Below are 21860 nucleotides of genomic sequence, written 5' to 3'. Positions count from 1 at the left end.
CGCCTAAACAGCAGCACAAACCGAGACCCACGCCATTGCTCCAATGGAAAACAGCCTCGAGACCGATTCCCAACTCGCCCCCAGTAAGTTTGCCGCAGCGAGTGACGATGTGCTCGTGCCGTTCACGCGGCCCGGCAAGCTCAAGGTATCGCTGATCAGCCTGCACGGCTTAATCCGGGCGCACGACCCGCAGCTGGGCTGGGACGCCGACACCGGGGGGCAGATCAAGTACGTTCTTGACCTAGCCCGCTGCCTGGCCCGCCAGCCCCAAGTGAGCGGCGTCGAGCTGGTGACTCGACAGATCATCGACTCGTCGGTTGACGACTCGTACGCTCAGCTGGAAGAGCCGATCTGCGAAGGGGCCAAGATCGTCCGGATCCCGTTCGGCCCCAAGCGCTACCTGAAAAAGGAGTCGCTCTGGCCGTACATCGACATCTTTGTCGACCAAGTACTGCAGCACTTCAAGCGGAACGGACTGCCGGCGATTATCCACGGCCACTACGCCGACGCCGGCCTGGCTGGGGCGCAGCTCGCGCGGCTGCTGCACATCCCGTTCGTGTTCACGGGGCACTCGCTCGGCAGGGTCAAGCGAGAGCGGCTCTCGCTCCGCAAGGGCCAGTCGGACGGCCTGGAGTCGAAGTACAAGTTTTCGTCCCGGGTCGAGGCGGAAGAGATCGCCCTCGAGACCGCGGCGATGATTGTCACGAGCACCAACCAAGAGGTGCAGCAGCAGTACGAGATGTACGATCATTACGTGCCGGCCCGCATGGAAGTGATCCCGCCGGGCGTCGACCTCAACGAGTTCTGGCCCGCCGGCGACGACTGGCAGCGGCCGGCGATTGCCGACCAGCTCGACCGGTTCCTGAAGGAGCCGGAAAAGCCGATGATCCTGACGCTCGCCAGGCCGGACGAGCGGAAGAACCTCGAGAAGCTGGTCCAGGTCTACGGCGAGAGCGAGGAGCTGCAGGAGCTGGCCAACCTGGTGCTGATCCTCGGCTCACGCGACAACATCCGCGATCTGCCGAAGGCCCAGCAGGCGATCCTGACGAACATCCTCCACGCGATCGACCGCTACGACCTGTACGGCAAGGTCGCCTACCCCAAGACCCACGCGCCTGGCGACGTGCCCGACCTGTACCGCCTGGCCGCACAAGGGAAGGGCGCGTTTATCAACCCGGCGTTGACCGAGCCGTTCGGCCTGACGCTGCTCGAGGCGGGCGCCACCGGTCTGCCGATTGTCGCCACCAACGACGGCGGGCCCCAGGACATCATCGCCAATTGCCGCAACGGACTGCTGATCGACCCGCTCGACAGCGCGTCGATCGAGCGGGCGTTGCTGCGGACCCTCACCGAGCCTGAGCAGTGGGAGGAGTGGTCGCAGAACGGCGTCACCGGCACCCGCGAGCACTACTCGTGGGACAACCACGCCCAACGCTACCTGCGCGACCTGACCGACATCCTCAATCATTCTCCCCCGCCGGTGCTGAGTCACAAGTCGGCCTCGCGGCGGTTGCCGGAGTTTGACCGTCTGATTATCACCGACCTCGACAACACGCTGACAGGCGACGACGAGTCGCTGCGGCGATTCATCGAGATGATCGACCAGAACGAGCACGTTGGCCTCGGCATCGACACCGGCCGCACGCTCGACAGCGCGATGGGGCTGATCGAGGAGCTGCACCTGCCGAAGCCGGACCTGATCGTGACGGACGTCGGCACCCAGCTGCACTACGGCGAGCACCTGACGCCGGACCGCAGCTGGCGGAAGGCGATTGGCTACGCGTGGAACCGCGACGCGGTCTGCCAGCTGCTCGACGGGCTGCCGGGGTTCTACAAGCAGGACGAGAGCCACCAGTCGGAGTACAAGGTCAGCTACCAGATCGACCCCGAAAAATCCCCTAAGGTCGCTGCAATCAAGAAAATCCTCAGGGAGGCCGGGGTCCGTGCTAAGGTTGTCTTGTCGCTGGGAATGTACCTGGACGTTATCCCGGTCCGCGGCGGCAGCGACATGTCCGTAAGGCATATTTTGTGGAAGTGGAGCTTCGCCCCGGAGGACGTCCTGGTGGCGGGCGACTCGGGCAACGACGCCGGCATGCTGCAGGGCCGCTCGCTTGGGATCGTCGTCGGGAACTACAGCCCGGAGCTCGAGCGGCTGAGGAGCCGGCCGCGGATTTACTTTGCCGAGGCGTCGCACGCCGCGGGCATCATCGAGGGGATTGATTACTACAACTTCTTGGACAAGCTAGTCATCCCCAATGACAGGATTGAATAACAACGGCGTACTGGATGAACTGTCGTTTAAGGCCGACCTAACGTTGCAGCGCCTCCGCCCGCGTCTCGAGGAGCACTGGCGCGAGTCGACGCTGGACGAGGCCTCGCGCCGGTCGTTCGAGCACCGCTTGGCCGAGCACTGGCCGCTGCTGTTCAAGCTGCTGTACCGGCTGTACGGCGGCCGCTACGACTTCTTCTACCACGTCGAGCAGGTGCTGCTGACCGCCGCCCGCGCGTGGGCCGACCGGTCCGAGCGGCTGAAGAAGACCGACCAGATGCGGGCGAACAACCCGGAGTGGTTCTTGTCGGAGAAGATCGTCGGCGGGGCGATCTACGTCGACCTGTTCAGCGAGAACCTCAGCCGGCTCCGCGACCAGGTCGGCTACTTCAAGGAACTGGGGCTCACCTACCTGCACCTGATGCCGCTGTTCGCCGTCCGCCCCGGCGACAACGACGGCGGCTACGCGATCAGCAACTACCGCTCGGTCGACCCGCGGCTCGGCACCATCGACGACCTCCGCCTGCTGGCCGAGGACCTGCACGAGAAGGGCATCCTGCTGGTGCTCGATTTCGTGTTCAACCACACCGCCGACGACCACGAGTGGGCCCAGCTGGCTCAGGCCGGCAGCCGCGAGCACCAGGAGTTCTACTACATCTTCCCCGACCGCACCGAGCCGGACCGCTACGAGCACACGCTCCGCGAGGTCTTCCCGACGGTCCGCCGTGGCAACTTTACCTGGCACGACGGCATGCAGCAGTGGGTCTGGACCACGTTCAACAACTTCCAGTGGGACCTCAACTACAGCAACCCGGCCGTGTTCCGCTCGATGCTGGAAGAGATGTTCTTCATCGCCAACACGGGCGTCGACATCCTGCGGCTCGACGCCGTGGCGTTCATCTGGAAGCGGCTGGGCACCAACTGCGAGAACCAGCCGGAGGCCCACGCCCTCATCCAGGCGTTTAACCGCCTGGCCCGGATCGCGACGCCCGGACTGCTGTTCAAGTCCGAGGCGATCGTCCACCCCGACGAGGTCGTGCAGTACGTCAGCTCGAAAGAGTGCCAGATCTCGTACAACCCAACGCTGATGGCGTTGTTGTGGGAGTCGCTCGCGACGCGGCGGGTGTCGCTGCTGAAGCAGACGCTGTCGCACCGGCACAAGCTGCCGGAGACCACCTCTTGGGTCAACTACCTGCGGTGCCACGACGACATCGGCTGGACCTTCGACGACGCCGACGCCGCCGCGATCGGCGTCAACGCCTACGACCACCGCAAGTTTCTTAACAACTTCTACACGGGCCAGTTCCCCGAGTCGTTCGCCCGTGGGGTGCCTTTCCAGGAGAACCTGCAGACCGGCGACATGCGGATCTCGGGCACGATGGCCTCGCTGGCCGGCCTGGAGCAGGCGATCGACGAGGACGACGAGGAGAAGAAGGAGCTAGCCCTGCGGCGGATGCTGCTGCTGCACGGCGTGACCCTCAGCATCGGCGGCATCCCGCTGCTGTACCTGGGCGAAGAGTGGGGCATGCTCAACGACTACGAGTTCGCCAAGGACCCCGCCAAGGCGGCCGACTCGCGCTGGATCCATCGCCCAAAGATGAAGTGGGAGTTCCTCGAGGAGCTGGACGACCACATCGCTTCGGGCAACGGCTCGATCCGCACCCGCATCTTCACCTCGATGCAGCGGATGATCCGCCTCCGCAAGGAATCGCCGGCGTTGGCCGGCCAGACCATGGAGCTGATCGCCACCTCCAACGACCACGTGCTGGGGTACGTGCGGCGGTTCGAGGGGCACCGACTGGTTGTGCTGGCGAATTTCTCCGAACATGAGCAGGTGATCGAGGGCAACAAGCTCCGCACCGCCGCGCTGGGCCGGTTCTTCCAGGACGAGTTGTCCGAGGCCACCTTCGCGACCAGTGAGCCGATGAAGCTGCAGGGCTACCAGGTCCTGTGGCTCAAGAGCGTCTAGCCCACGGCCCGCCCAGGCAACCCACTCCCCCGCCACCAAGGACCCGGATGTCCACTCCCCCCCGACGCGCGCTCGCGACCGATCTCGACGGCACGCTGATCCCCCTCGACGGCAACGCACAGAACCAACGCGATTTGCGAGCGTTGGGCGAGCGGCTGAAGTCAGGCGGCGTCGGCTTGGTGTTTGTCACCGGCCGGCACTTCTCGTCCGTGCAGCAGGCGATGGGCGAGCACCACCTCCCAACGCCCGAGGCGATCATCTGCGATGTCGGGACCTCGGTCTTCGAAGGCGGCGGCGACGGCCGATTCCAGCCAGTGCAGGCGTACGCCCAGCACCTCGGTGAGATCATTGCGCCGATGCCGATCGGCGAGTTGCGCTCGCGTCTCGAGTCGATCGAGGGGCTGCGGGCGCAGGAGGACGAGAAGCAAGGCCCCTTCAAGCTCAGCTACTACGCCGACGCCGACGCATTGCCCGGCCTGGCCGAGCGGGTGCAGCGGCTTCTCGACCAGTGGGACGCGCCGTACTCGTTGATCCACAGCGTCGACCCTTTCAACAACGATGGCCTCCTCGACCTGCTCCCGCGAGGCGTCTCGAAGGCCCACGCGCTCGACTGGTGGGTAGAACGCTGTGGGTGGGACAACCGCGATGTTGTCTTCTGCGGCGACTCGGGCAACGACCTGGCCGCCCTCACCGCCGGATACAACGCGGTCGTCGTAGGGAACGCCAGCCGCAAACTGGCCCGCCAGGTCTACGACGCGCACCGCGATGCGGGTTGGCGGAATCGGCTCTGCCTGCCCAACGCCGCCGCCACCAGCGGGGTGCTGGCCGGAGCCGGCTGGTTCGGACTGGTCGCCTTCGAGCAAACGCCGCCCGAACCGATGGGCGCGACGCCGGTGTCCGCCAGCAAGACACACTTCCGCGTCTGGGCGCCCAAGTGCAAGAGCGTCAGCGTAGAAATCGGCGAGCCGGGCGACGCGGTCCGGCACGAGCTGACCCCGGGCGAAGACGGCTGTTTTGCCGGCTTCGCCTCCGCCGCCCCGGGCGACAAGTACAGCTACCTGCTCGAGGGGCCAATCGCCCGGCCCGACCCGGTCTCGCGGCGGCAGCCCGATGGCGTGCATGGGCCCTCGGAGGTTGTCGACCCCAACGCGTTCCCCTGGACCGATGCCGAATGGCGAGGCGTCGCGAAGCGGGACCTTGTCATCTACGAGCTACACATCGGGTCGTTCACCGAAGAAGGCACGTTCCGCGCGGCCATCGAGAGGCTTCCCGAGTTGGTTGAGCTGGGCGCTACGGCGGTTGAGGTGATGCCGGTTGCCCAGTCGCCCGGCAAGTGGAACTGGGGCTACGACGGCGTCAACTTGTACGCGGTCACTCACAACTACGGGACGCCAGACGACTTCCGGACGTTGGTCGACGCCTGCCACGCGGCCGGCTTGGCGGTGCTGCTCGACGTGGTCTACAACCACCTCGGGCCGGAGGGGAACTACCTGGGTGAGTTCGGTCCGTACTTTTCCCGCAAGCACCACACGCCGTGGGGCTCGGCCGTCAACTACGACGGGCGGCGTTCCGACCCGGTCCGCCGGTGGGTCGTTGAGAACGCGCTCTACTGGCTCCGCGACCTGCACCTCGACGGGCTGCGGCTCGACGCGGTGCACTTCATGCACGACGACAGCGAGCACACGATTCTCGACGAAATCCGCGCCGCTACGCTCGAGTTCGAACAGCGGTCGGGACGCGCGATCCACCTGATCGGCGAGTCCAACGTGTACGACGAGCGGTTGCTCGCCAGCGTCGGGGGACTGAAGGGGTACGACGCCATCTGGTCGGACTGCCTGATGCACTCGATCTACACGCACGCCTCGCCCGACTTCAAGCTCACCAACCGCGAGTACCACGGCACCCACAACCTGCTCGAGGCGATGGAGCACGGCTACCTGTACGAAAGCAGCCAGTACGTCCGCGTGGCCCGCGAGGCGCTAGGGGGCGACCTGCCCGACCGATCGTACATCGGGTCGCTGGTGACCGCCCTGCAGACGCACGACGCGGTCGGCAATCACCCGGAGGGCAAGCGGCTGCACCAGCTGGCGTCGAAGGACTACCAGCGGTCGGCGGCCGCAATCATGCTGCTCTACCCAAGCATCCCGCTGCTGTTCATGGGCGAGGAGTCGGCCGTCGAGGCGCCCTTCCCGTTCTTCGCCGACTTTCATGACCGCGGGCTCCGCCGCGCTGTCGACCGCGGCCGCATCGCCGAGTACCCACACCACGACTGGTCGAACGCGCCGCTGCCGTCGGAGCGGAAGTCGTTCCGCATCTCGAAGTGCGCCGACCCAAAGCTCCAGGACCCGCAGATGCGGGCGTGGTACCAGCAGCTGCTCACGCTCCGCAGGCACGGACTGGCAGCCGGCTGGCTGACGCCCGACGCGATGCGGTGCGAGCACGACACGGAGTCGCACGTTTTCAAGCTGCACTACTCAAACGCGGATGGCGGGGTAACCGTGCTGGCCCGGCTGACGCCCAACGACCACGACGCCCAGCCGATTGAGATTGAACTGCCCGGCGAAGTGCTGATGTCGTCACTCGAAACGGAGGTCAATGGCGGACAAGCAGTGCTGCGGCCCAACCAGGCGGTCGTTGTTGGCCCGCCTGCGGGGTAGCCGCCGCGGCCTAACTACCGCGACCTAACTCCCGCGATACGTCGAGTAGCCGAACGGCGAGAGCAGCAGCGGAACGTGGTAGTGCCCGCCCGTCGGGTCGAATCGGAACGTAATCTCGACCCGCGGGAAGAACGCCTCGATGCCGAGCGCAGCAAAGTAGGCGCCGGTGTCGAACCTTAGCGTGTAAGTCCCCGCCTCGAGCCCGCCCGGCCCAAGCAGGTCGGCGAGACGGCCATCGGCATTGGTGACGCCCGCGGCGAGCTCGCTTGGCTCACTGTCTTCGCCGGTGGTGTAGAGCTCGACCCGGACGCCGGCCGCGGGCCGGCCGACCGAGGTGTCGAGCACGTGGGTCGTGATCGGGCTCATCAGGTTGGTGGTTCTGGTTTGGGTTGCTGATCCGGGGGAGTAAGCTTGTCGAGTCGCAGCGCGGTGATCTTGCGTTGCTCGCCGCAGGCGACCTCAAACTCGTCGGCGGGGGCGTTCTGAAGCCGCTCTTCCAAGATCTCGAGCATCTCCGCGGCGGACTTGCCGGTCGCGCAGACAATAAAGGTGGCGCCGAAAGTCGAGTGGTAGTCGTCGTTCCCCTCGGCAAGACGCTTGATGGTCTCTTCGTCGGCGCCGCCGGCGCCCGCCTGCTCCGAGGCCGACCACTGCTGGTTGCCGGCGTACTTCATCCGCAGCGAGTCAATGTCGCCGATGCGGGGGTGGCTCTCGAACGCCTCGATCCAGGCGGAGTTCGGCATCGCGTTGAAGGCCAGCCGGGCGGCGTGCTCGGCGGCTGTGACGTCGGGGAACGGCCGGGCGGCGGACATCTTGCGGGCCCAGTAGGTCGACCCGCAGCACGCCTTAAAGGTCGCCTGGGCCTGCTTGTCGGTGAGTGAGTTCAGCCAAGCAATTACCGCAGAAGTCACAGCGTCCTCCCTTCGCCTGCGGCGGCGTCGCGGCCCCGCAGCAGGGTTTGCCTCACAACGCCCCGCAAGTCGCGGCCTTCGTAGGGCGTCAGCTTGTGTCGGTGCAGGAGCTGCTCGCCCCGCACGGTGAAGGTTGCATCCGAATCGAAAACGACGAGGTTGGCGTCGGCGCCCGGAAGGATGCCGCACTTTATTCCGACCAGCCGGGCCGGCGCGGCGCTGAGCCACTCAACGACCTGCTCCAGAGAATGCCCGCGTCGGTGGGCCTCGGTCCAGACCGCCGGCAGCCCGATCTGCAGCGAGCTAACCCCGCCCCAAGCCTGGGTAAAGTCGCCATCCTCGAGACGCTTCAGAGACGGCGGGCAGGGCGAGTGGTCGGTAGCGATCAGGTCGATCACGCCATCGGCGAGTCCCTGCCACAACCCCTCCCGGTTGGCGACGTCGCGTATTGGTGGGGCGCACTTGTACTGGGTGGCGCCGTCGGGAATCTCTTCGGCGGCGAAGGTCAGGTAGTGCGGGCAGGTCTCGACCGTGAGGGGCAGGCCCTTCGCACGGGCGAACTTTAGTAGCGGCAGGGAGCCAGCGTCGGCCAGGTGAACGATGTGGGTGCGACAGTTGAATTTGCGGCATAGCTCGATCAAGAGCTCGATCGCCTGCCGTTCGAAGCTGGCTGGCCGGCTGGCGGCGTACTGCTGGTAGCTGCCTGGATCAGAGGGCGTTGGAGCAGAGTCGCTCGAGATCTCGGCGTGCGCCAGCAACACCGAGCCGCGTTCGGCGATCAGCGGCATCGCCGCGCGGAGGTCGGCCTCGTTCGCGGCGGGAAACTCATCAATGCCGCTGTGGCACAGGAATGCCTTGACGCCGAGCACGCCGGCCTCGAGCAGCGCCGGCAGTTGATCCGCGTTGCCCGGGATCAGCCCGGCGTGGAAGCCGACGTCGACAGACAGCTTGCCGCCGGCGGCGGCGCGCTTCTCATGAAGCGCGGCAAGCGAGGTAGTCACCGGCGAGCTGTTCAGCGGCATGTCGACGAGCGTCGTCACGCCGCCAGCGGCCGCCGCGGCGGTTCCGGTTGCAAAGCCCTCCCATTCGGTCCGGCCCGGCTCGTTCAAGTGGACGTGCGGGTCGACTAGGCCGGGCAGCACGGCGGCATCTTCGGCATCGCGCAGCTCGAGATCGGCTGGCGACGAATCATAGGGCCGCAGCTCTTCGATCTTCCCGGACCGGACTACGATGGCAGCCGGCGCTACGCCGTCGGGCGTGACGACGGCGCGACTGCGGAGGACGAAATCAGCGGCAGGATTTCGGGTCGAGGCTGGCACGGTGGGGCCGATTGGCTATCCTGTTGAGGGTTGCCCCACCTTAGCACGAATCACCGAGCACTGCCTATGGCCAGCCACGTCACCCACAACGCCTACGGCAAGCACGGTGTCCGAATCAGCAAGGTCCGCCGCCCGCGCACGGCGCCGCCCAACAAGGAACGCCACGAGTTCGTCGAGGTGACGGCCGACGTCGAGCTGCAGGGTGATTTCGAGGCCGCCTTTACCCAGGGCGACAACCGCCAGGTCGTCGCGACCGACACCTGCAAGAACACCCTATACGTGCTGGCGAAGGACCACCCACTTGATTCGATCGAGTCGTTCGGCATCGCGGTCTGCGCCCACTTCCTGGGACGGTACGACCACGTCGCTCAGGTCGAGGTGCGGCTGGTCGAACAGCTGTGGGACCGCCTCGGCGGGTCCGACCACTGCTTCACGGCCGCCCAGAAAATGCGTCCGACGGCAGTCGTCACACAGCACCGCGGCGCCGACCCAATGGTGGTCGGCGGGCTCGACCGGCTGACCATCGCGAAGACTACCGAGAGCGGCTTTGAGGACTTCCACCGCGACGAGTTCCGCACGCTGGCCGACACCTCCGACCGAGTTCTGGCGACCGAGATGACCGCCAGCTGGAAGTACGCCGCCGCGGCCGGCTTCGGATCCGCCCGCGCCGCGATTGTGAAGGCGATGCTCAAACGCTTCACTGACCACTACAGCCGCAGCGTTCAGGAAACCATCAACCTGATGGCCGAGGCGGCCCTCGACGCCTGCCCCGCGGTCGCGGAGATCACAATCACGATGCCCAACAAGCACCACATCCTCGCCAACATGGCGCCGTTCGACCGGGAGAACGAGAACGAGGTGTTTGTAGTCACCGACGAGCCGTTTGGCTACATCACCGCCACCATCGCCCGCGACAAGTAGCGGTGTGGGTTACTTCGCAAGCTCGGCGAGCGTCAGCGCAAGCGTCTGAACGCCGGCTTTGATTTGGTCGGGCGTGCTGAACTCGTCGGGGCGGTGCGAAACGCCGCCGCGGCACGGGATAAAGATCATTCCTGTCGGCGCGACCCGGGCGATGAACAGCGAGTCGTGGTACGCGCGGCTGATCATGCGGCGGTGGCTCAGGCGGAGCGCGTCGGCCGCCGCCTCGACCGCGTCGATGATGCTGTCGGCGGCGATCGCCGGCGGGTCGGCGTTGAGCACACGCGACCCGATGGCGACGCCCCGCCGCTCAGCAATGGCCTGAGCCTGAACGCCGATTTCTCTTACGACCGCGTCTCTGTTGTCGTTGTTGATGTCGCGGATATCCAGCGAGAACCTCACACGGCTCGGGATCGAGTTCACTGCGCCCGGGTGCACGTCGAGCTGGCCTACGGTGGCGACCAGGTCGGGGCTGCGGCTCTGCTGGGCGAGCCGCTCAATGGCGAGCGTGACCTCGGCCGCGGCGGTCAGCGCGTCGTGCCGGGCCGGCATCAGCACGCCACCCGCGTGGCCCCCCTGCCCCGTGACCGTGAATTGCAAGGCCGCCGGCGCCGCGATTGCCGTCACGACGCCGATGTCGAGCCGCTCGGCCTCGAGCACAGGGCCCTGCTCGATGTGCAGCTCGACGAACGCGTGGTAGTATTCCGAGGGTAGCTCGACCGAGTCGAGCGGGCCGTTGAACCCTGCCGCCTGGCGGACCTGATCGTAGTCCTGGTCGTCAGAGTCGCGGAGCTGCGCAAGCTCGTCGGGCGTGATGGCGCCGCTCAGCAGGCGGCTGCCGGTGCAGCCCATACCGAATCGCGTCGGCTCCTCGGAAGTGAACATCAACACCTCGATCGACCGTCGCGGCTGCGCGCCAGCCGACTTGAGCGCGCGGATCGCCTCGAGCACGCCCAGCACGCCCACGGTCCCGTCGTACATGCCGGAGTGCGGGATGGCGTCGGTGTGTGAGCCAGAGCCGACAGCGGGCAGCGCGGGTTCGGCGCCTTCCCAGCGGGCGAAGGTGTTGCCGATCGCATCAACGCGGACCGCGAGGCCCGCCTGCTCGTATAGCCCGGTCAGGTAGTCGCGTGCGCGGAGGTCGGTCTCGGTGAACACGACCCGCGTCACGGCCGGGGGCGGCTCGGGGCAGTCGCTGATGGCGGCCAGGCACTGCAGCTCGGCGATCAGGCGGTCGATATTGATTCTTGGATCTGGCTGGCTCATGCGGGCTCGCTGGGGGCGACGAAGTCGCCGGTGCTGAGTGGGTCGCGGTGGATGTCCTTGTAGTAGATGTAGGCGGCCGGTCGCTTACCCATCGCGACAAACCACTGGGTGCAGTACGAGGCCATCCAGATCGCGTCCCCTTTGGCGACAGGCATCCACTCGTCGGCCAGCCGGTAGACGCCCTGGCCCGACTTCATGTACAGGCCATGCTCCATGACGTGCGTCTCGACAAAGGGCAGCGTTGCGCCGGGCTGGTAGGTAAATACGTTCACCGCCATGTCAAACCCGGGGGTGATCGGCAGCAGGGTCGACAGCACCGCATCGGGGTCGCCAAGGAACGCCTCGCTGGGCGCCTTGGCCAGTGTGCCGACGACTCGCCCCGGCGCCGCCTCCGCGGGGAGCGGCTGGTAGCGTTTCTCGAAGACCAGCAGCGTGGTCCCCTCTGGCGGCCGCAGGTCGTGCGGCTCGTCCGGTGGCAGCCACGCAAAAGCGTCGGCCGCCAGCGCCTGCCCGTCGAGCTGAGCCTCGCCCTCGAGCACGTAGACGAGCCGTTGGACGCCCGCTGCTGCGCCGACGCTGCGGGCGTCCCGCGAACCGTGGACCAGGTACTGCACAAACCGCGGCCCGGGCTGCATCACCGGACTGATCAGCACCACGCCCGATGCGTCCTGCCAGCCTGATAGCGGTGAGCTCACGTGCCCGTCCGGCGCAATCAGCGCGTGCGTCGGGCGGACGAGTGTGCGGGTGGATCCGTACGGGCTATTCAAGCGGTGCTCCTTAGCTGGCGGGCGAGACGCAAAACAAACCGGGTCAGCACGTCGATGCCGACCGCGACATCCTCCGCTTCAACGCGTTCATCGGGGTGGTGGCTTACCGCGCCGGGATGCCGCAGGAACAGCATCGACACCGGGAAGCGGCCCGCCATGATCACGGCGTCGTGCCCGGCGCCGCTCAAGATCGATGTGGGCGGGCCCCCACACTCCTCGATCGACTCCCGGAGCAGGCTCGATAGCTTGTGGTCCATCAAGACCGCCGACTGCGAGGTCTCTTCGAGGACCTCGAATCGGGCGCCCTCGCTCGCCGCTGCTTCGTGACCAGCCGCGATAAGATCTCGGACCGCCGACTCCCGTTGCGCATCCTCGGCGTGACGAACGTCGAGCGATAGCTCCGCCGCCGCCGCCACGACGTTTGGGGCGTTCGGAGTCACTCGGACCGAGCCGACCGTCGCCCGCAGCCCCTCGACGCTGAGCGCACGGGCGCGCACGGCGGTCACGAACTGTGCCGCACAGAGCAGAGCGTCTTGGCGGCGGTCCATGGGCGTCGTGCCGGCGTGGGCGGCCGCGCCGTGGAACGCCACCCGCAACCGGCTCTGCCCCGCGATGCCGCTGACCATCCCGACCGGCAGCTTGGCGTGTTCGAGCACAGGACCCTGCTCGAGGTGCGGTTCGATAAACCCGAGAACGTCGGCCGGGTCGTAGATGCAGGAACCTACGGCGTCGGGATCGAGTCCAAAATCGGCGATCGCCTGCCGCATGGAAACACCGGCGGCGTCACGGCGGTCGAGCCACTCGGGGAGGAAGTCGCCTGAGAGGGCGCTGCAGCCGAGGTACGGCTTGCTGAATCGGACCCCTTCTTCTTCGCTGAACCCAACGACGTCGAGGTGGAACGGCAGATCCTCGCCGCGGAGCCGCTCGGCGACCGCCAGGCCCATCAACACCCCGAGGACGCCGTCGTACTTGCCGGCGTTGGGCACGGTGTCGAGGTGCGAGCCGATCAGCAGCACCCGCCGCGTGCCGCGCCCCGACAGGCGGCCGATGAGGTTCCCCGCGTTGTCGACGCGGGGGGTGAGCGACGCGTCTGTCATCCAACCCGCAAGCCGCTGGTGGACGATCTTTGCGGGGGGCGTCAGGTACCGGCGGGTCAGGCAGCCAGGCTCTTCAGAGACCGCCGCCAGCTCGTCGCAGCGCGCCATCACCGCGTCGCTCAGCGAAGGCGAGTCTGCTTGGCGGGACACTTGCGGCGGCACAGGCGGGACCTCTGGCATTGACGACCATGGCGGGCCGACCTATCGTGAAACAAGGCGGTACCTCCCCAGCATATCTTGCGCCCGCGTGTCGGACAATCTGCCCGTGCGTCACGTGGGGCGCCCAGCCGAACCCCTCCGCCCCGCTCTTCTGCAGTCATGCGCGACCACCTAGTGTTCTACTTGAACGGCGCCCGCCAAGAGGTCCGCGGTCCGGCGGTCGGCATGACGGTCACCGACTACCTGCGGTACGGCGTGGCGTGCCGCACGAAGCCGCTCACAGGGACCAAGGTCGCCTGCGCCGAGGGCGACTGCGGCGCCTGCACGGTGCTGGTCGGACGGCCCTCAGCAGACGGCGCGCGGCTCATTTACAATACGATCGACGCCTGTATTGCGTTTGTCTACCAGCTCGACCACGCGAGCGTCGTGACAGTCGAGGGGATCGCCGACGCCGACAAGCTGTCAACGGTCCAGCAGGCGATGGTCGACTGCCACGGCAGCCAGTGCGGCTTCTGCACGCCCGGCTTCGTGATGGCTCTACACGGTTTGCAGGCGGAGCGACCTGGGCAAGAACTCTCTGATGAAGAACTGCGGATCGGGTTGTCGGGCAACCTGTGCCGCTGCACGGGGTACACACAGATCCTCGAGGCGGCACACGCGGTCGACGCCAAGCAGTGCGCGACGGGCGACTCGCGCTATCAAGTTCCAGCGATGCTGGAAGACCTTGTTGAACGATCTTCCGAGTCGGCGCGTGTTAACCCGGCGCCAGCCGCGGGACGCAATGGCGCGCCGGCTACGCACGTCGAGGCCGTGATTCCCGCGACGCTTGCTGATTTGCTCGCCGCCCGCGCCGAGAATCCCGACGCGAAGCTCGTCGCCGGTGCGACCGACCTGGGAGTGCAGCACAACCACGGCCGGTTCACGCCGGAAAGCGTGATCGTAGCCTCACGCGTCGCCGAGCTGATGCGGGTTGAGAAGAAGCCGGGCCAGCTAACGATCGGGGCGGCGGTCACGTGGGACCGCGTTGAGCAGGCCGTTGTAGAGGTCCTGCCAGAGTTCGCTCACATCCTCAGCCGCTTCGGCAGCCCTCAGGTGCGACACGCCGGAACGATGGGCGGCAACCTGGCCAACGCCTCGCCAATTGCAGACTCGATACCACTACTCTACGCCGCCGGCGCGACCCTGCAGTTAGCCAGCCTGGGGAGTGGGAAAAAGGTCGGCACGCGTAGCGTCGAGATCCAAGACTTCTACCTCGGCTACAAGCAGCTCGACCTCCGCCCTGATGAGATCATCGAGAGCATCAACCTTCCGCTCCCCGCCGAGGGGACCGCGGTCAAGCTCTACAAGGTGTCCAAACGCCGCGATATGGATATCAGCACGGTCACGGCCGCGTTCTGGATGGCGTGGGGCTCGGGCCAGGTGAAATCGGCTCGGGTCGCATTGGGGGGCGTCGGACCGACGGTAGTGCGTGCACCTGCTGCGGAGGCGGCCCTGACCGGTGCTACTTGGTCCCTCGAAACCTGCCGGCGGGCAGGCCGGGCCGCCCGCGGCGAGGTCCACCCGATCAGCGATGTACGCGGAGCCGCCGACTATCGGCTGCAACTGGTCGAGAACCTGTTCGCCAAGTGTTTCCACGATTTGTCGGCCGATCTACCCGCGTCGGAGCTCGCCTAGCCCATGCCCGCTGTCGGAAAGCCACTGCCGCACGACTCGGCCCGCGGCCACGTCACCGGCGAGGCCCGCTACATCGACGATCTTCCGCGTCAGGTGGGCGAGCTTTGCGTGGCGTTTGTCGGGGCGCCAGTCGCCAGCGGCGCGATCAAGTCGATCGACACCACCGCCGCGAAGAACTGCCCCGGAGTCGCCTGCGTGCTGACCGCGGCCGACCTCAAGGGCTCCAAGCAGTTTGGCCCGATCATCCCGGACGAGTTTTTCCTGGCAGACGGCGAGGTCGCTTTCCTTGGCCAGCCGGTGGTGGTGATCGGCGCCGAGGACCCGGAGGCGGCCGCCCGAGCGAAGGCGCTCGTGAAGATTGAGTGCGAGCCGCGCCGCCCGATCCTGACGATTGATGAGGCAGTCGCCGCCGGCGCCTACATCGGCCCCGAGCGGCGGATGACGAGCCCGCTGGCCGAAGACGACAGTCAATTTGCCGCCGCGTTTGCCAAGGCGGCGCACGTCGTGCAGGGGACGTTCCACAGCAACGGGCAGGAGCAGTTCTACTTCGAGACCCAGGCCGCGCTGGCGACCCCAGCCGAGGGGGGCGCTATCCACCTGCACGCGTCGACCCAAAACCCCACGGAGACTCAGGCCGTCGTCGCCGAGGCGTTGGGTCTCGAGTTTCACCAGGTTGTCTGCGAGTGCCAGCGGATGGGTGGCGCATTCGGCGGCAAGGAGACCCAGTCCGCTATCGCCGCTGTGATGGCCGCGTTGGTGGTGCAGTGCACCGGGCGGCCGGCGCGAGTGGTGCTCCCCCGCGGCGACGACATGCAGATCACGGGTAAGCGGCACCGCTACCAGACCAACTACCGCGTCGCGTGCGACGCCGAGGGCAGGCTGGTCGCCGCCGAGATGGACTTCTATTCCAACGGCGGGGCGTTCGCCGACCTGTCGACCTCGGTGATGGAGCGGAGCATGCTCCACGCCGACAACGCCTACTACATTCCGAAGATGCGTGTGACGGGCAAGATCTGCCGCACCAACCTGCCGCCGAACACCGCCTTCCGAGGGTTCGGCGGTCCGCAGGCGGTCGCCGTGATCGAGAACGCCCTGCAGCGGCTGTCCGAGCAGTCGGGCATCGACCCCTGGGACCTCCGCCGCAAGAACCTCTACCGCGACGGCGACCCCGACCGGCAGCTCACCCAGTACGGCCAGATCGTCCGCGAGCACGTCCTAGAAGAGCTCTTCGACCAGCTGGAACGAACGTCCGACTACCGGGCGCGGCGAGAAGAGATCGAATGGTTTAACGCCGAGAGCCCTACTACGGTTAGGGGGCTGGCTATCAGCGCGGTCAAGTTTGGCATCTCGTTCACGACCAAGTTTCTGAACCAGGCCAACGCGCTGGTCAATGTCTACACGGACGGCTCCGTGCAGGTGTCGACCGGCGGCACGGAGATGGGCCAGGGGCTCAACACGAAGATCGGTCAGCTGGTCGCCGACGAGTTTGGGCTTGATCCGGCCCTAGTGCGGGTGATGGCGAGCTCTACCGAGAAGAGCAACAACACCTCGCCGACCGCGGCGAGCGCCGGCGCCGACCTGAACGGCGCCGCGGCGCTGGAGGCCTGCCGGCAGATCACCGGCCGCATGAAGCATTTTGCCGCGCAGCTGTTTGGCAGCGCGGAGCGTGGGTTGGTTCCGGCGCCCGAGCACATCGGCATCGCAGATGGACTGGTGTACGACGACCGGGACCCGACGCGGCAGATCCCGTTCGGCGAGTTCTGCGCGATGGCCCGTCGCGAACGCGTCGACCTCGGCGCGCGGGGTTTCTTCGCCACGCCCGGCGTCGACTACAACCGCGAGACCGGCCGCGGCAACCCGTTCTACTACTACACCACCGGCGCCGCGGTAGCCGAGGTCACGATCGACCGCTTCACCGGCGAGATGGTCGTCGATCGCGCCGACCTGCTGATGGACGTGGGCAAGATGATCAACCCGGGCATCGACCGCGGGCAGGTGATCGGCGGCTTCGTGCAGGGGCTCGGCTGGGTCACCAACGAGGACCTCCGCTACGACGACGCCGGGCGGCTGCTGTCTACCGGTCCAACAACCTACAAGATCCCCAATGTCACGGACCTGCCCCAAGTGCTGAACGTCGACTTCATCGACAACCCGAAGCAGACCTGCAACATCCGCCGCAGCAAAGCGGTCGGCGAGCCGCCGCTAATGCTGGGCATCGCGGTGTGGCTGGCGGCGCGGCACGCTCTGGCGAGCCTGTCGGGCGGCACGCCATTCGAGCTCGCAATCCCGGCGACCGGCGAGGAGTTGCTGACCCGCATCACCGAGATCGACCACGCGAAGTCGGCCCCCACGCCCCCGCGGGTGGCGTCATGACCGACCGCGCTCTCTGCGAGCGGCGGCTTCGGCTGCACGACGAGTCGCGCCCTTACGTAACGGTGACGGTCGTCGAGTCGACCGGGTCTACCCCCGCAGACGCCGGCGCGGCGATGCTCGTCACCAAGGACGGCCTTGAGTACGGCACGGTCGGCGGCGGCCGGCTCGAGGCCAAGGCAATCGACCTTGCGCAACAATTGCTGGCGGAGCCGGAGGGGACTCGGCTCGTCGACTGGAGCCTGAAGACCGACGTCGGGATGACCTGCGGCGGCCGGGTGAAGCTCTACCTGGAAGTCGCCGCACGTTCCGACTGGCCAGTCGTGATCTTTGGCGCCGGGCACGTCGCGCAGGCGCTGGCCCGGCTGCTGGCGGCCCTGCCCTGCCAGGTGACCTGCATCGACCCCCGCGAAGACTGGCTGGCTAGGCTGCCCGCCGGCGTGATGAAACGGTGCGTGCCCTCCCCCGCCGACGAGGTCGATCGGCTGGCCGCGAACACGTTTGTGCTCTGCATGACGCGCGGGCACAGCAGCGACCTGCCGGTGCTCGACCGGATCTACAGCCTGCCGCACGCGTTCCCGTACGTCGGCGTCATTGGCAGCAACGCCAAGGCGAAGACGATCCGCCAGGAATTAATCGCAGCGGGTAAGGAAGCCGATCGCCTGCAGTTCTCCTGCCCGGTGGGACTGCCCATCGGAACCAACCACCCGGCCGAGATCGCGGTCAGCATCGCCGCCCAGCTGCTGCAGGTCCGCGACCTGTTGGCCGCCCGCTAGCCAAGTGAGTCGAGCGCCGTCAGGATGGCGCCGACGTTCTCCGAACGGGCGCCGTGGCCCATCAGGCCGATCCGCCAGCACTTGCCGGCCAACGCCCCCAGCCCGCCGCCGATCTCGAGGTTGTTCTCGGTGAGCAATTGCTTGCGGGCGGCTGCCTCGTTGAAAATCGACTCCGGCACGCTGACTAGGTTGAGCATCGGCAGCGAGTGCTCGGGGTCCGACGCGAACTTGAAACCACGCTGCAGCAGCCCCGCCTTGAGCTGCTGATGGGCGGCCTCGTGGCGGGCGAAACGCTCCTCCAGGCCCTCCTCCAGCACCAGCCGCAGCGCCTCGTGCAGGGCGTAATTCATGTTGACCGGCGCGGTGTGGTGGTAGGCCCGGCTGCCGCTCCAGTAGTTGCCGACTAGCGTGAGGTCGAGGTACCAGGAATTGACCTTGGTCGCGCGGTTGTTGACCTTGTGCATCGCCCGCTCCGACAGCGTGACCGGGGCCAGTCCCGGCGGGCAGGACAGGCACTTCTGCGTTCCGCTGTAGGCGGCGTCGACTCCCCAGGCGTCGATCTCGACCGGAGCCCCCGCGAATGACGTGACACAGTCCATCACCAGCAGGCCGCCGTGCTTGTGGACCGCTTCGCCCAGCCGGTCGAACGGCTGCAGCACGCCGGTCGACGTTTCCGCGTGCACGACGGCGACCAGCTTCGGCTTGGTCTCTTCGATCTTGGCGATCAGGGCGTCTTGGTCGAACGCTAGGCCCCAGTCGAGCTCCATGGTCTCGACCACGCCGCCGGCGCGGCCCGCTTTTTCGGCCAGTCGACCGCCAAACACCCCGTTGACGCCAATCAGGCAGGTGTCGCCCGGTTCGACCAGGTTATCCATCAGCATTTCCGCGCCGGCCGACCCGGTTCCCGAGCACGCCAGGGTCATCTCGTTCTCGGTGCGGAACACGGCCTGCATCATTGCGCGGACCTCGTTCATCACCCGCATAAACTCGGGGTCCATGTGCCCGATGCACGGCTTCGCCAACGCCTCGAGCACCGACGGCGCGACCGGTGAGGGGCCCGGGCCGTGCAGCAGACGCGTCGGCAGGGCAAGCGGGGGAAAAGTGGTCGACATCGTCGGGCGGCCTCGTGAGATGGGGGCGTATCGGTCGCCCGGTTTTCTAGCACAGAAGTGGGGGTGGGTCGAGAAGAGCCAGCGGGGACAGGCCGGGCCGGAGGATCTTGCCCTGCATCTGGCCGCAGGCGCCGAATCGACTGCCCTGTCGGCGGGCGGGTCCGGTTATTAGCGGTAGTCGCGTAAGAACGCCAGCAGGTTGGCCACCTCGGCGTGCAGCGACTTGACCAGTGGCGGCAGCGCGTCCGCCCGGCCATCGTGCGCGGCCTGTTCGACGTCGCGGGCGGAGCTGACGGCCGCGACCGCGTCGAACGTCGAGGCGAGCCCCTTGAGGCTGTGGGCCCCGCGTTCGACCTCGGCGAGCTGGCCGCTCTCAAGGTTCTTGTCGACCGCGGCGAGCAGTGTCGGCGCGTCCTGCTCGAAGAAGCCCATCATATCCAGCAGCAGGCCGCGGTCGCCCCGCAATCGCTTTAGCGCTGTGTCCAAATCGGCGGCGGGCGCGGCCATCGGCGACTCCGGCTCTGCGGCGGCCTTGGAAGCCTCAACGTGTTGGGGCTTGGCGGCGTGATTCTTGATTCCGTTTTCGCTCACGCTCTCCACCATCCGGATCAATTTTGGCAGGTCGAGTGGTTTCGAGAGGTAGTTGTCCATCCCGGCCCGGAGGCATTTCTCGCGGTCCCCGCTCATCGAGTGGGCGGTCATCGCGATAATCGGTGTTGGGACGCGACCGCCGGAACGCTCGATCTCGCGGATCGCCTCGGTCGCTTGATAGCCGTCCATGATCGGCATCTGCACGTCCATCAGCACCACGTCGAACTCTTCCTTGCGGAACAGGTCGAGCGCCTCGCGGCCATTCACGGCGACCTCGATCTCGTGTCCCCGCTTGCTGAGCACCCGTTGAGCAACTTTGCGGTTGGCGGGCGTGTCCTCGACTAGCAAGACACGCAGCTTCTCACAGGTGGGGGCGTCGAACAAGGCTTTGCGGGGCGGCCCGTCGAGGCTGGCAACGCCCGAAGCCTGGACCACCGCACTGAGGAGTTGAGATTGACTAATGGGTTTCTGGATGTACGCCGCGGCGCCCGCTTCGGCGCACCGGCGGCTGAACTCCAGCCGATCGGTGGTTGAGGCCATGATAATCGGCTTGGTGCTGATACGCTCGTCGCCCTCGATTTTCGAGGCGACCGTGAAGCCGTCCAGACCGGGCATCAACGCGTCGACCACGGCGAGGTCGAAGGGGGAGTTCTTGTCGAGCGACTTTTCTACCAGCCGCATCGCCTCGCGGCCCGAGGACGCAATCGCCGGCCGCATCCCCCACGCCGCAAACTGCTCCGTCAGCGTGTCCCGGCTCGCCTGGTTGTCGTCGACAACCAGCACGGTCATGCCGCGGAGCTTCTCGGTCGCCCTCGAAACGGTGTCTTCAGGCTTCGAAGCCAGGGGCAGCGTCAGGCAGAAGGTAAACCGACTCCCGACCCCTGGCTGGCTCTCGAGTTCTAGTTGGCTGCCGAAGCAATCGATCAGGTGCTGCGTGATGGTCAGCCCGAGCCCCGTGCCGCTGTAGCGCCGAGTCGTCGCGCCGTCGACCTGAGTAAACGGTTTAAAGATCCGCTCCTGGTCCTTGTCGGAAATCCCAATGCCAGAGTCTTTCACGCTGAACTGCAGCTTGCACCGCTTCTTCTCAATCGACACCGGTGACACGTCGACCACGACCTCGCCGGCGGCGGTGAATTTAATGGAGTTGCCGAGCAGGTTCGTCAGCACCTGCCGCAGTCGCATCGGATCGCCGATTACTGCGGTCGGTACATCGGGCGCGACATGGCACACGAGCTCGAGGCCCTTGGCGTGGGCCGCGGTCCCCAGCACCTTGATGGCAGACTCGGACAGCTCGCGGGGGTCGAACGGGACCTCTTCCAATTCGAAGCCGTCGGACTCGAACTTGGCGAGGTCGAGCACGTCGTTCACAAGGTGGAGCATCGAGTCGGCCGAGTCCCGGATGGTCTCCAGGTAGTCGCGGAGCTCGTGGGAGATATCCTCCTCGAGTGCGAGGGCAGTCATCCCTACGATCGCGTTCATCGGCGTGCGGAGCTCGTGGCTGGCGTTTGCGAGGAACCGCGACTTGGCGGCGTTCGCCTCTTGGGCCTCGGTGAGTGCGATACGCAGCGTGTCGGCCGCCTGCATCCTGCCAGAGATGTCCCGTTCAATCGTCGCGTAGCCGACGACCTCTTCTCTCTCATTGCGGATCGGAAAACCGCAGATGGCCGCCGGGAACGACTCGCCCGACTTGCGGGTCCGCAGCGTGTCGAAGTGCTCGATCGACCTGCCCTGGATGGCAGCCTCGCGAAGGCGGTCGTTCTCGCCGACCCGATCGCGTGGCGTGGTGAGTTCAGCGGGGCTGCCGATCGCTTCCTCTTGACTGAAGCCGTAGATCTCCTCGGCGCCGCGGTTCCAGGCCTCGATTTGGCCGTCCAGCGAGTACGCAATGATGGCATCCCGGCAAGACGCCATCACCGCCGAAAGCAGTCCGCGAGTCTGACCGAATGGCATATCGGCAGCGTTGCTGGTCATTATGGGCTGCTGGATCGCTGACAACACGTTCGTC

15 protein-coding genes are annotated in these 21860 nt (G+C 66.7%); 7 read left to right on the top strand and 8 right to left on the bottom strand.

Annotation, left to right across the window (positions count from 1 at the left end):
- Positions 1 to 43 precede the first annotated feature (43 nt).
- Genes Pla123a_RS14355 through treZ form a run of 3 tightly spaced genes read left to right on the top strand, consistent with a single transcriptional unit; the run spans position 44 to position 6895 of the window.
- Positions 44 to 2272 (top strand): HAD-IIB family hydrolase, encoded by a 2229-nt coding sequence (locus tag Pla123a_RS14355; protein ID WP_146588091.1) that lies wholly within the window; start codon positions 44 to 46, stop codon positions 2270 to 2272.
- Positions 2256 to 4238 carry an amylosucrase gene (locus Pla123a_RS14350; RefSeq protein ID WP_146588089.1) on the top strand — a complete coding sequence of 661 codons (1983 nt, stop codon included), beginning with the start codon at positions 2256 to 2258 and terminating at the stop codon, positions 4236 to 4238. The genes Pla123a_RS14355 and Pla123a_RS14350 overlap by 17 nt, the downstream gene beginning before the upstream one ends.
- 47 nt (positions 4239 to 4285) lie before the next feature.
- Positions 4286 to 6895: a malto-oligosyltrehalose trehalohydrolase gene (gene treZ / locus Pla123a_RS14345; RefSeq protein WP_146588087.1), complete on the top strand. Its 2610-nt coding sequence runs from the start codon at positions 4286 to 4288 to the stop codon at positions 6893 to 6895.
- Between the two features lie 24 nt (positions 6896 to 6919).
- Here the strand turns inward: treZ and uraH are convergent, their stop codons facing one another.
- The 3 genes from uraH to allB are packed head-to-tail and all read right to left on the bottom strand — an operon-like array spanning position 6920 to position 9125.
- A complete protein-coding gene (gene uraH / locus Pla123a_RS14340; protein WP_146588085.1) occupies positions 6920 to 7261 on the bottom strand; it encodes a hydroxyisourate hydrolase in 342 nt (113 codons plus the stop codon).
- Entirely contained in the window at positions 7261 to 7806 is a 546-nt protein-coding gene (gene uraD / locus Pla123a_RS14335; protein WP_197527967.1) for a 2-oxo-4-hydroxy-4-carboxy-5-ureidoimidazoline decarboxylase, read from the bottom strand. Before uraD ends, uraH begins: the two co-directional genes overlap by 1 nt.
- The gene (gene allB / locus Pla123a_RS14330) at positions 7803 to 9125 is read right to left on the bottom strand and encodes an allantoinase AllB (protein ID WP_146588083.1); all 1323 of its coding nucleotides are present in this window, start codon (positions 9123 to 9125) and stop codon (positions 7803 to 7805) included. Before allB ends, uraD begins: the two co-directional genes overlap by 4 nt.
- 66 nt (positions 9126 to 9191) lie before the next feature.
- On the opposite strand from allB, the gene pucL reads away from it, so the two are divergent.
- On the top strand, positions 9192 to 10046 hold the full coding sequence (gene pucL / locus Pla123a_RS14325; RefSeq protein WP_146588081.1) for a factor-independent urate hydroxylase: 855 nt from the start codon (positions 9192 to 9194) through the stop codon (positions 10044 to 10046).
- 9 nt (positions 10047 to 10055) lie between these two features.
- Here pucL and Pla123a_RS14320 read toward each other — a convergent pair whose 3' ends face one another.
- From Pla123a_RS14320 to Pla123a_RS14310, 3 genes are read right to left on the bottom strand one after another with little or no spacing between them, the layout of a single operon-like run.
- A complete protein-coding gene (locus Pla123a_RS14320; protein ID WP_146588079.1) occupies positions 10056 to 11309 on the bottom strand; it encodes a M20 family metallo-hydrolase in 1254 nt (417 codons plus the stop codon).
- The gene (allE, locus tag Pla123a_RS14315; RefSeq protein ID WP_146588077.1) at positions 11306 to 12076 is read right to left on the bottom strand and encodes a (S)-ureidoglycine aminohydrolase; all 771 of its coding nucleotides are present in this window, start codon (positions 12074 to 12076) and stop codon (positions 11306 to 11308) included. The genes Pla123a_RS14320 and allE overlap by 4 nt, the downstream gene beginning before the upstream one ends.
- A complete protein-coding gene (locus Pla123a_RS14310; protein WP_197527966.1) occupies positions 12073 to 13323 on the bottom strand; it encodes an allantoate amidohydrolase in 1251 nt (416 codons plus the stop codon). Before Pla123a_RS14310 ends, allE begins: the two co-directional genes overlap by 4 nt.
- A gap of 168 nt (positions 13324 to 13491) precedes the next feature.
- Here Pla123a_RS14310 and xdhA point away from each other — a divergent pair, with 168 nt between their 5' ends.
- Genes xdhA through xdhC form a run of 3 tightly spaced genes read left to right on the top strand, consistent with a single transcriptional unit; the run spans position 13492 to position 18152 of the window.
- The gene (xdhA, locus tag Pla123a_RS14305; RefSeq protein WP_146588073.1) at positions 13492 to 15006 is read left to right on the top strand and encodes a xanthine dehydrogenase small subunit; all 1515 of its coding nucleotides are present in this window, start codon (positions 13492 to 13494) and stop codon (positions 15004 to 15006) included.
- A 3-nt stretch (positions 15007 to 15009) separates the two neighbouring features.
- Positions 15010 to 17379, top strand: a complete 2370-nt coding sequence (gene xdhB, locus Pla123a_RS14300; protein ID WP_146588071.1) for a xanthine dehydrogenase molybdopterin binding subunit — start codon at positions 15010 to 15012, stop codon at positions 17377 to 17379.
- Positions 17376 to 18152 carry a xanthine dehydrogenase accessory protein XdhC gene (gene xdhC, locus Pla123a_RS14295; RefSeq protein ID WP_146588069.1) on the top strand — a complete coding sequence of 259 codons (777 nt, stop codon included), beginning with the start codon at positions 17376 to 17378 and terminating at the stop codon, positions 18150 to 18152. Before xdhB ends, xdhC begins: the two co-directional genes overlap by 4 nt.
- Here the strand turns inward: xdhC and Pla123a_RS14290 are convergent.
- Both Pla123a_RS14290 and Pla123a_RS14285 read right to left on the bottom strand, forming a co-directional pair.
- Positions 18149 to 19264, bottom strand: a complete 1116-nt coding sequence (locus Pla123a_RS14290) for a pyridoxal-phosphate-dependent aminotransferase family protein (RefSeq protein WP_146588067.1) — start codon at positions 19262 to 19264, stop codon at positions 18149 to 18151. The genes xdhC and Pla123a_RS14290 overlap by 4 nt on opposite strands.
- Before the next feature lie 168 nt (positions 19265 to 19432).
- A complete protein-coding gene (locus Pla123a_RS14285; RefSeq protein ID WP_146588065.1) occupies positions 19433 to 21826 on the bottom strand; it encodes a response regulator in 2394 nt (797 codons plus the stop codon).
- Between the last annotated feature and the right edge of the window lie 34 nt (positions 21827 to 21860).

The sequence above is a fragment of the Posidoniimonas polymericola genome, assembly GCF_007859935.1.
In the GTDB taxonomy this organism is placed as follows: domain Bacteria; phylum Planctomycetota; class Planctomycetia; order Pirellulales; family Lacipirellulaceae; genus Posidoniimonas; species Posidoniimonas polymericola.
This window is presented reverse-complemented; position numbering and strand designations above follow the sequence as displayed.

What these genes read in the sequence shown, in the direction of transcription:
- Pla123a_RS14320 (WP_146588079.1), bottom strand. Translation starts at nt 11,309, where the DNA reads ATGAGCCAGCCAGATCCAAGAATCAATATCGACCGCCTGATCGCCGAG.
- Pla123a_RS14285 (WP_146588065.1), bottom strand. Translation starts at nt 21,826, where the DNA reads ATGACCAGCAACGCTGCCGATATGCCATTCGGTCAGACTCGCGGACTG.
- xdhB (WP_146588071.1), top strand. Translation starts at nt 15,010, where the DNA reads ATGCCCGCTGTCGGAAAGCCACTGCCGCACGACTCGGCCCGCGGCCAC.
- Pla123a_RS14290 (WP_146588067.1), bottom strand. Translation starts at nt 19,264, where the DNA reads ATGTCGACCACTTTTCCCCCGCTTGCCCTGCCGACGCGTCTGCTGCAC.
- pucL (WP_146588081.1), top strand. Translation starts at nt 9,192, where the DNA reads ATGGCCAGCCACGTCACCCACAACGCCTACGGCAAGCACGGTGTCCGA.
- xdhC (WP_146588069.1), top strand. Translation starts at nt 17,376, where the DNA reads ATGACCGACCGCGCTCTCTGCGAGCGGCGGCTTCGGCTGCACGACGAG.
- uraH (WP_146588085.1), bottom strand. Translation starts at nt 7,261, where the DNA reads ATGAGCCCGATCACGACCCACGTGCTCGACACCTCGGTCGGCCGGCCC.
- Pla123a_RS14350 (WP_146588089.1), top strand. Translation starts at nt 2,256, where the DNA reads ATGACAGGATTGAATAACAACGGCGTACTGGATGAACTGTCGTTTAAG.
- xdhA (WP_146588073.1), top strand. Translation starts at nt 13,492, where the DNA reads ATGCGCGACCACCTAGTGTTCTACTTGAACGGCGCCCGCCAAGAGGTC.
- treZ (WP_146588087.1), top strand. Translation starts at nt 4,286, where the DNA reads ATGTCCACTCCCCCCCGACGCGCGCTCGCGACCGATCTCGACGGCACG.
- Pla123a_RS14355 (WP_146588091.1), top strand. Translation starts at nt 44, where the DNA reads ATGGAAAACAGCCTCGAGACCGATTCCCAACTCGCCCCCAGTAAGTTT.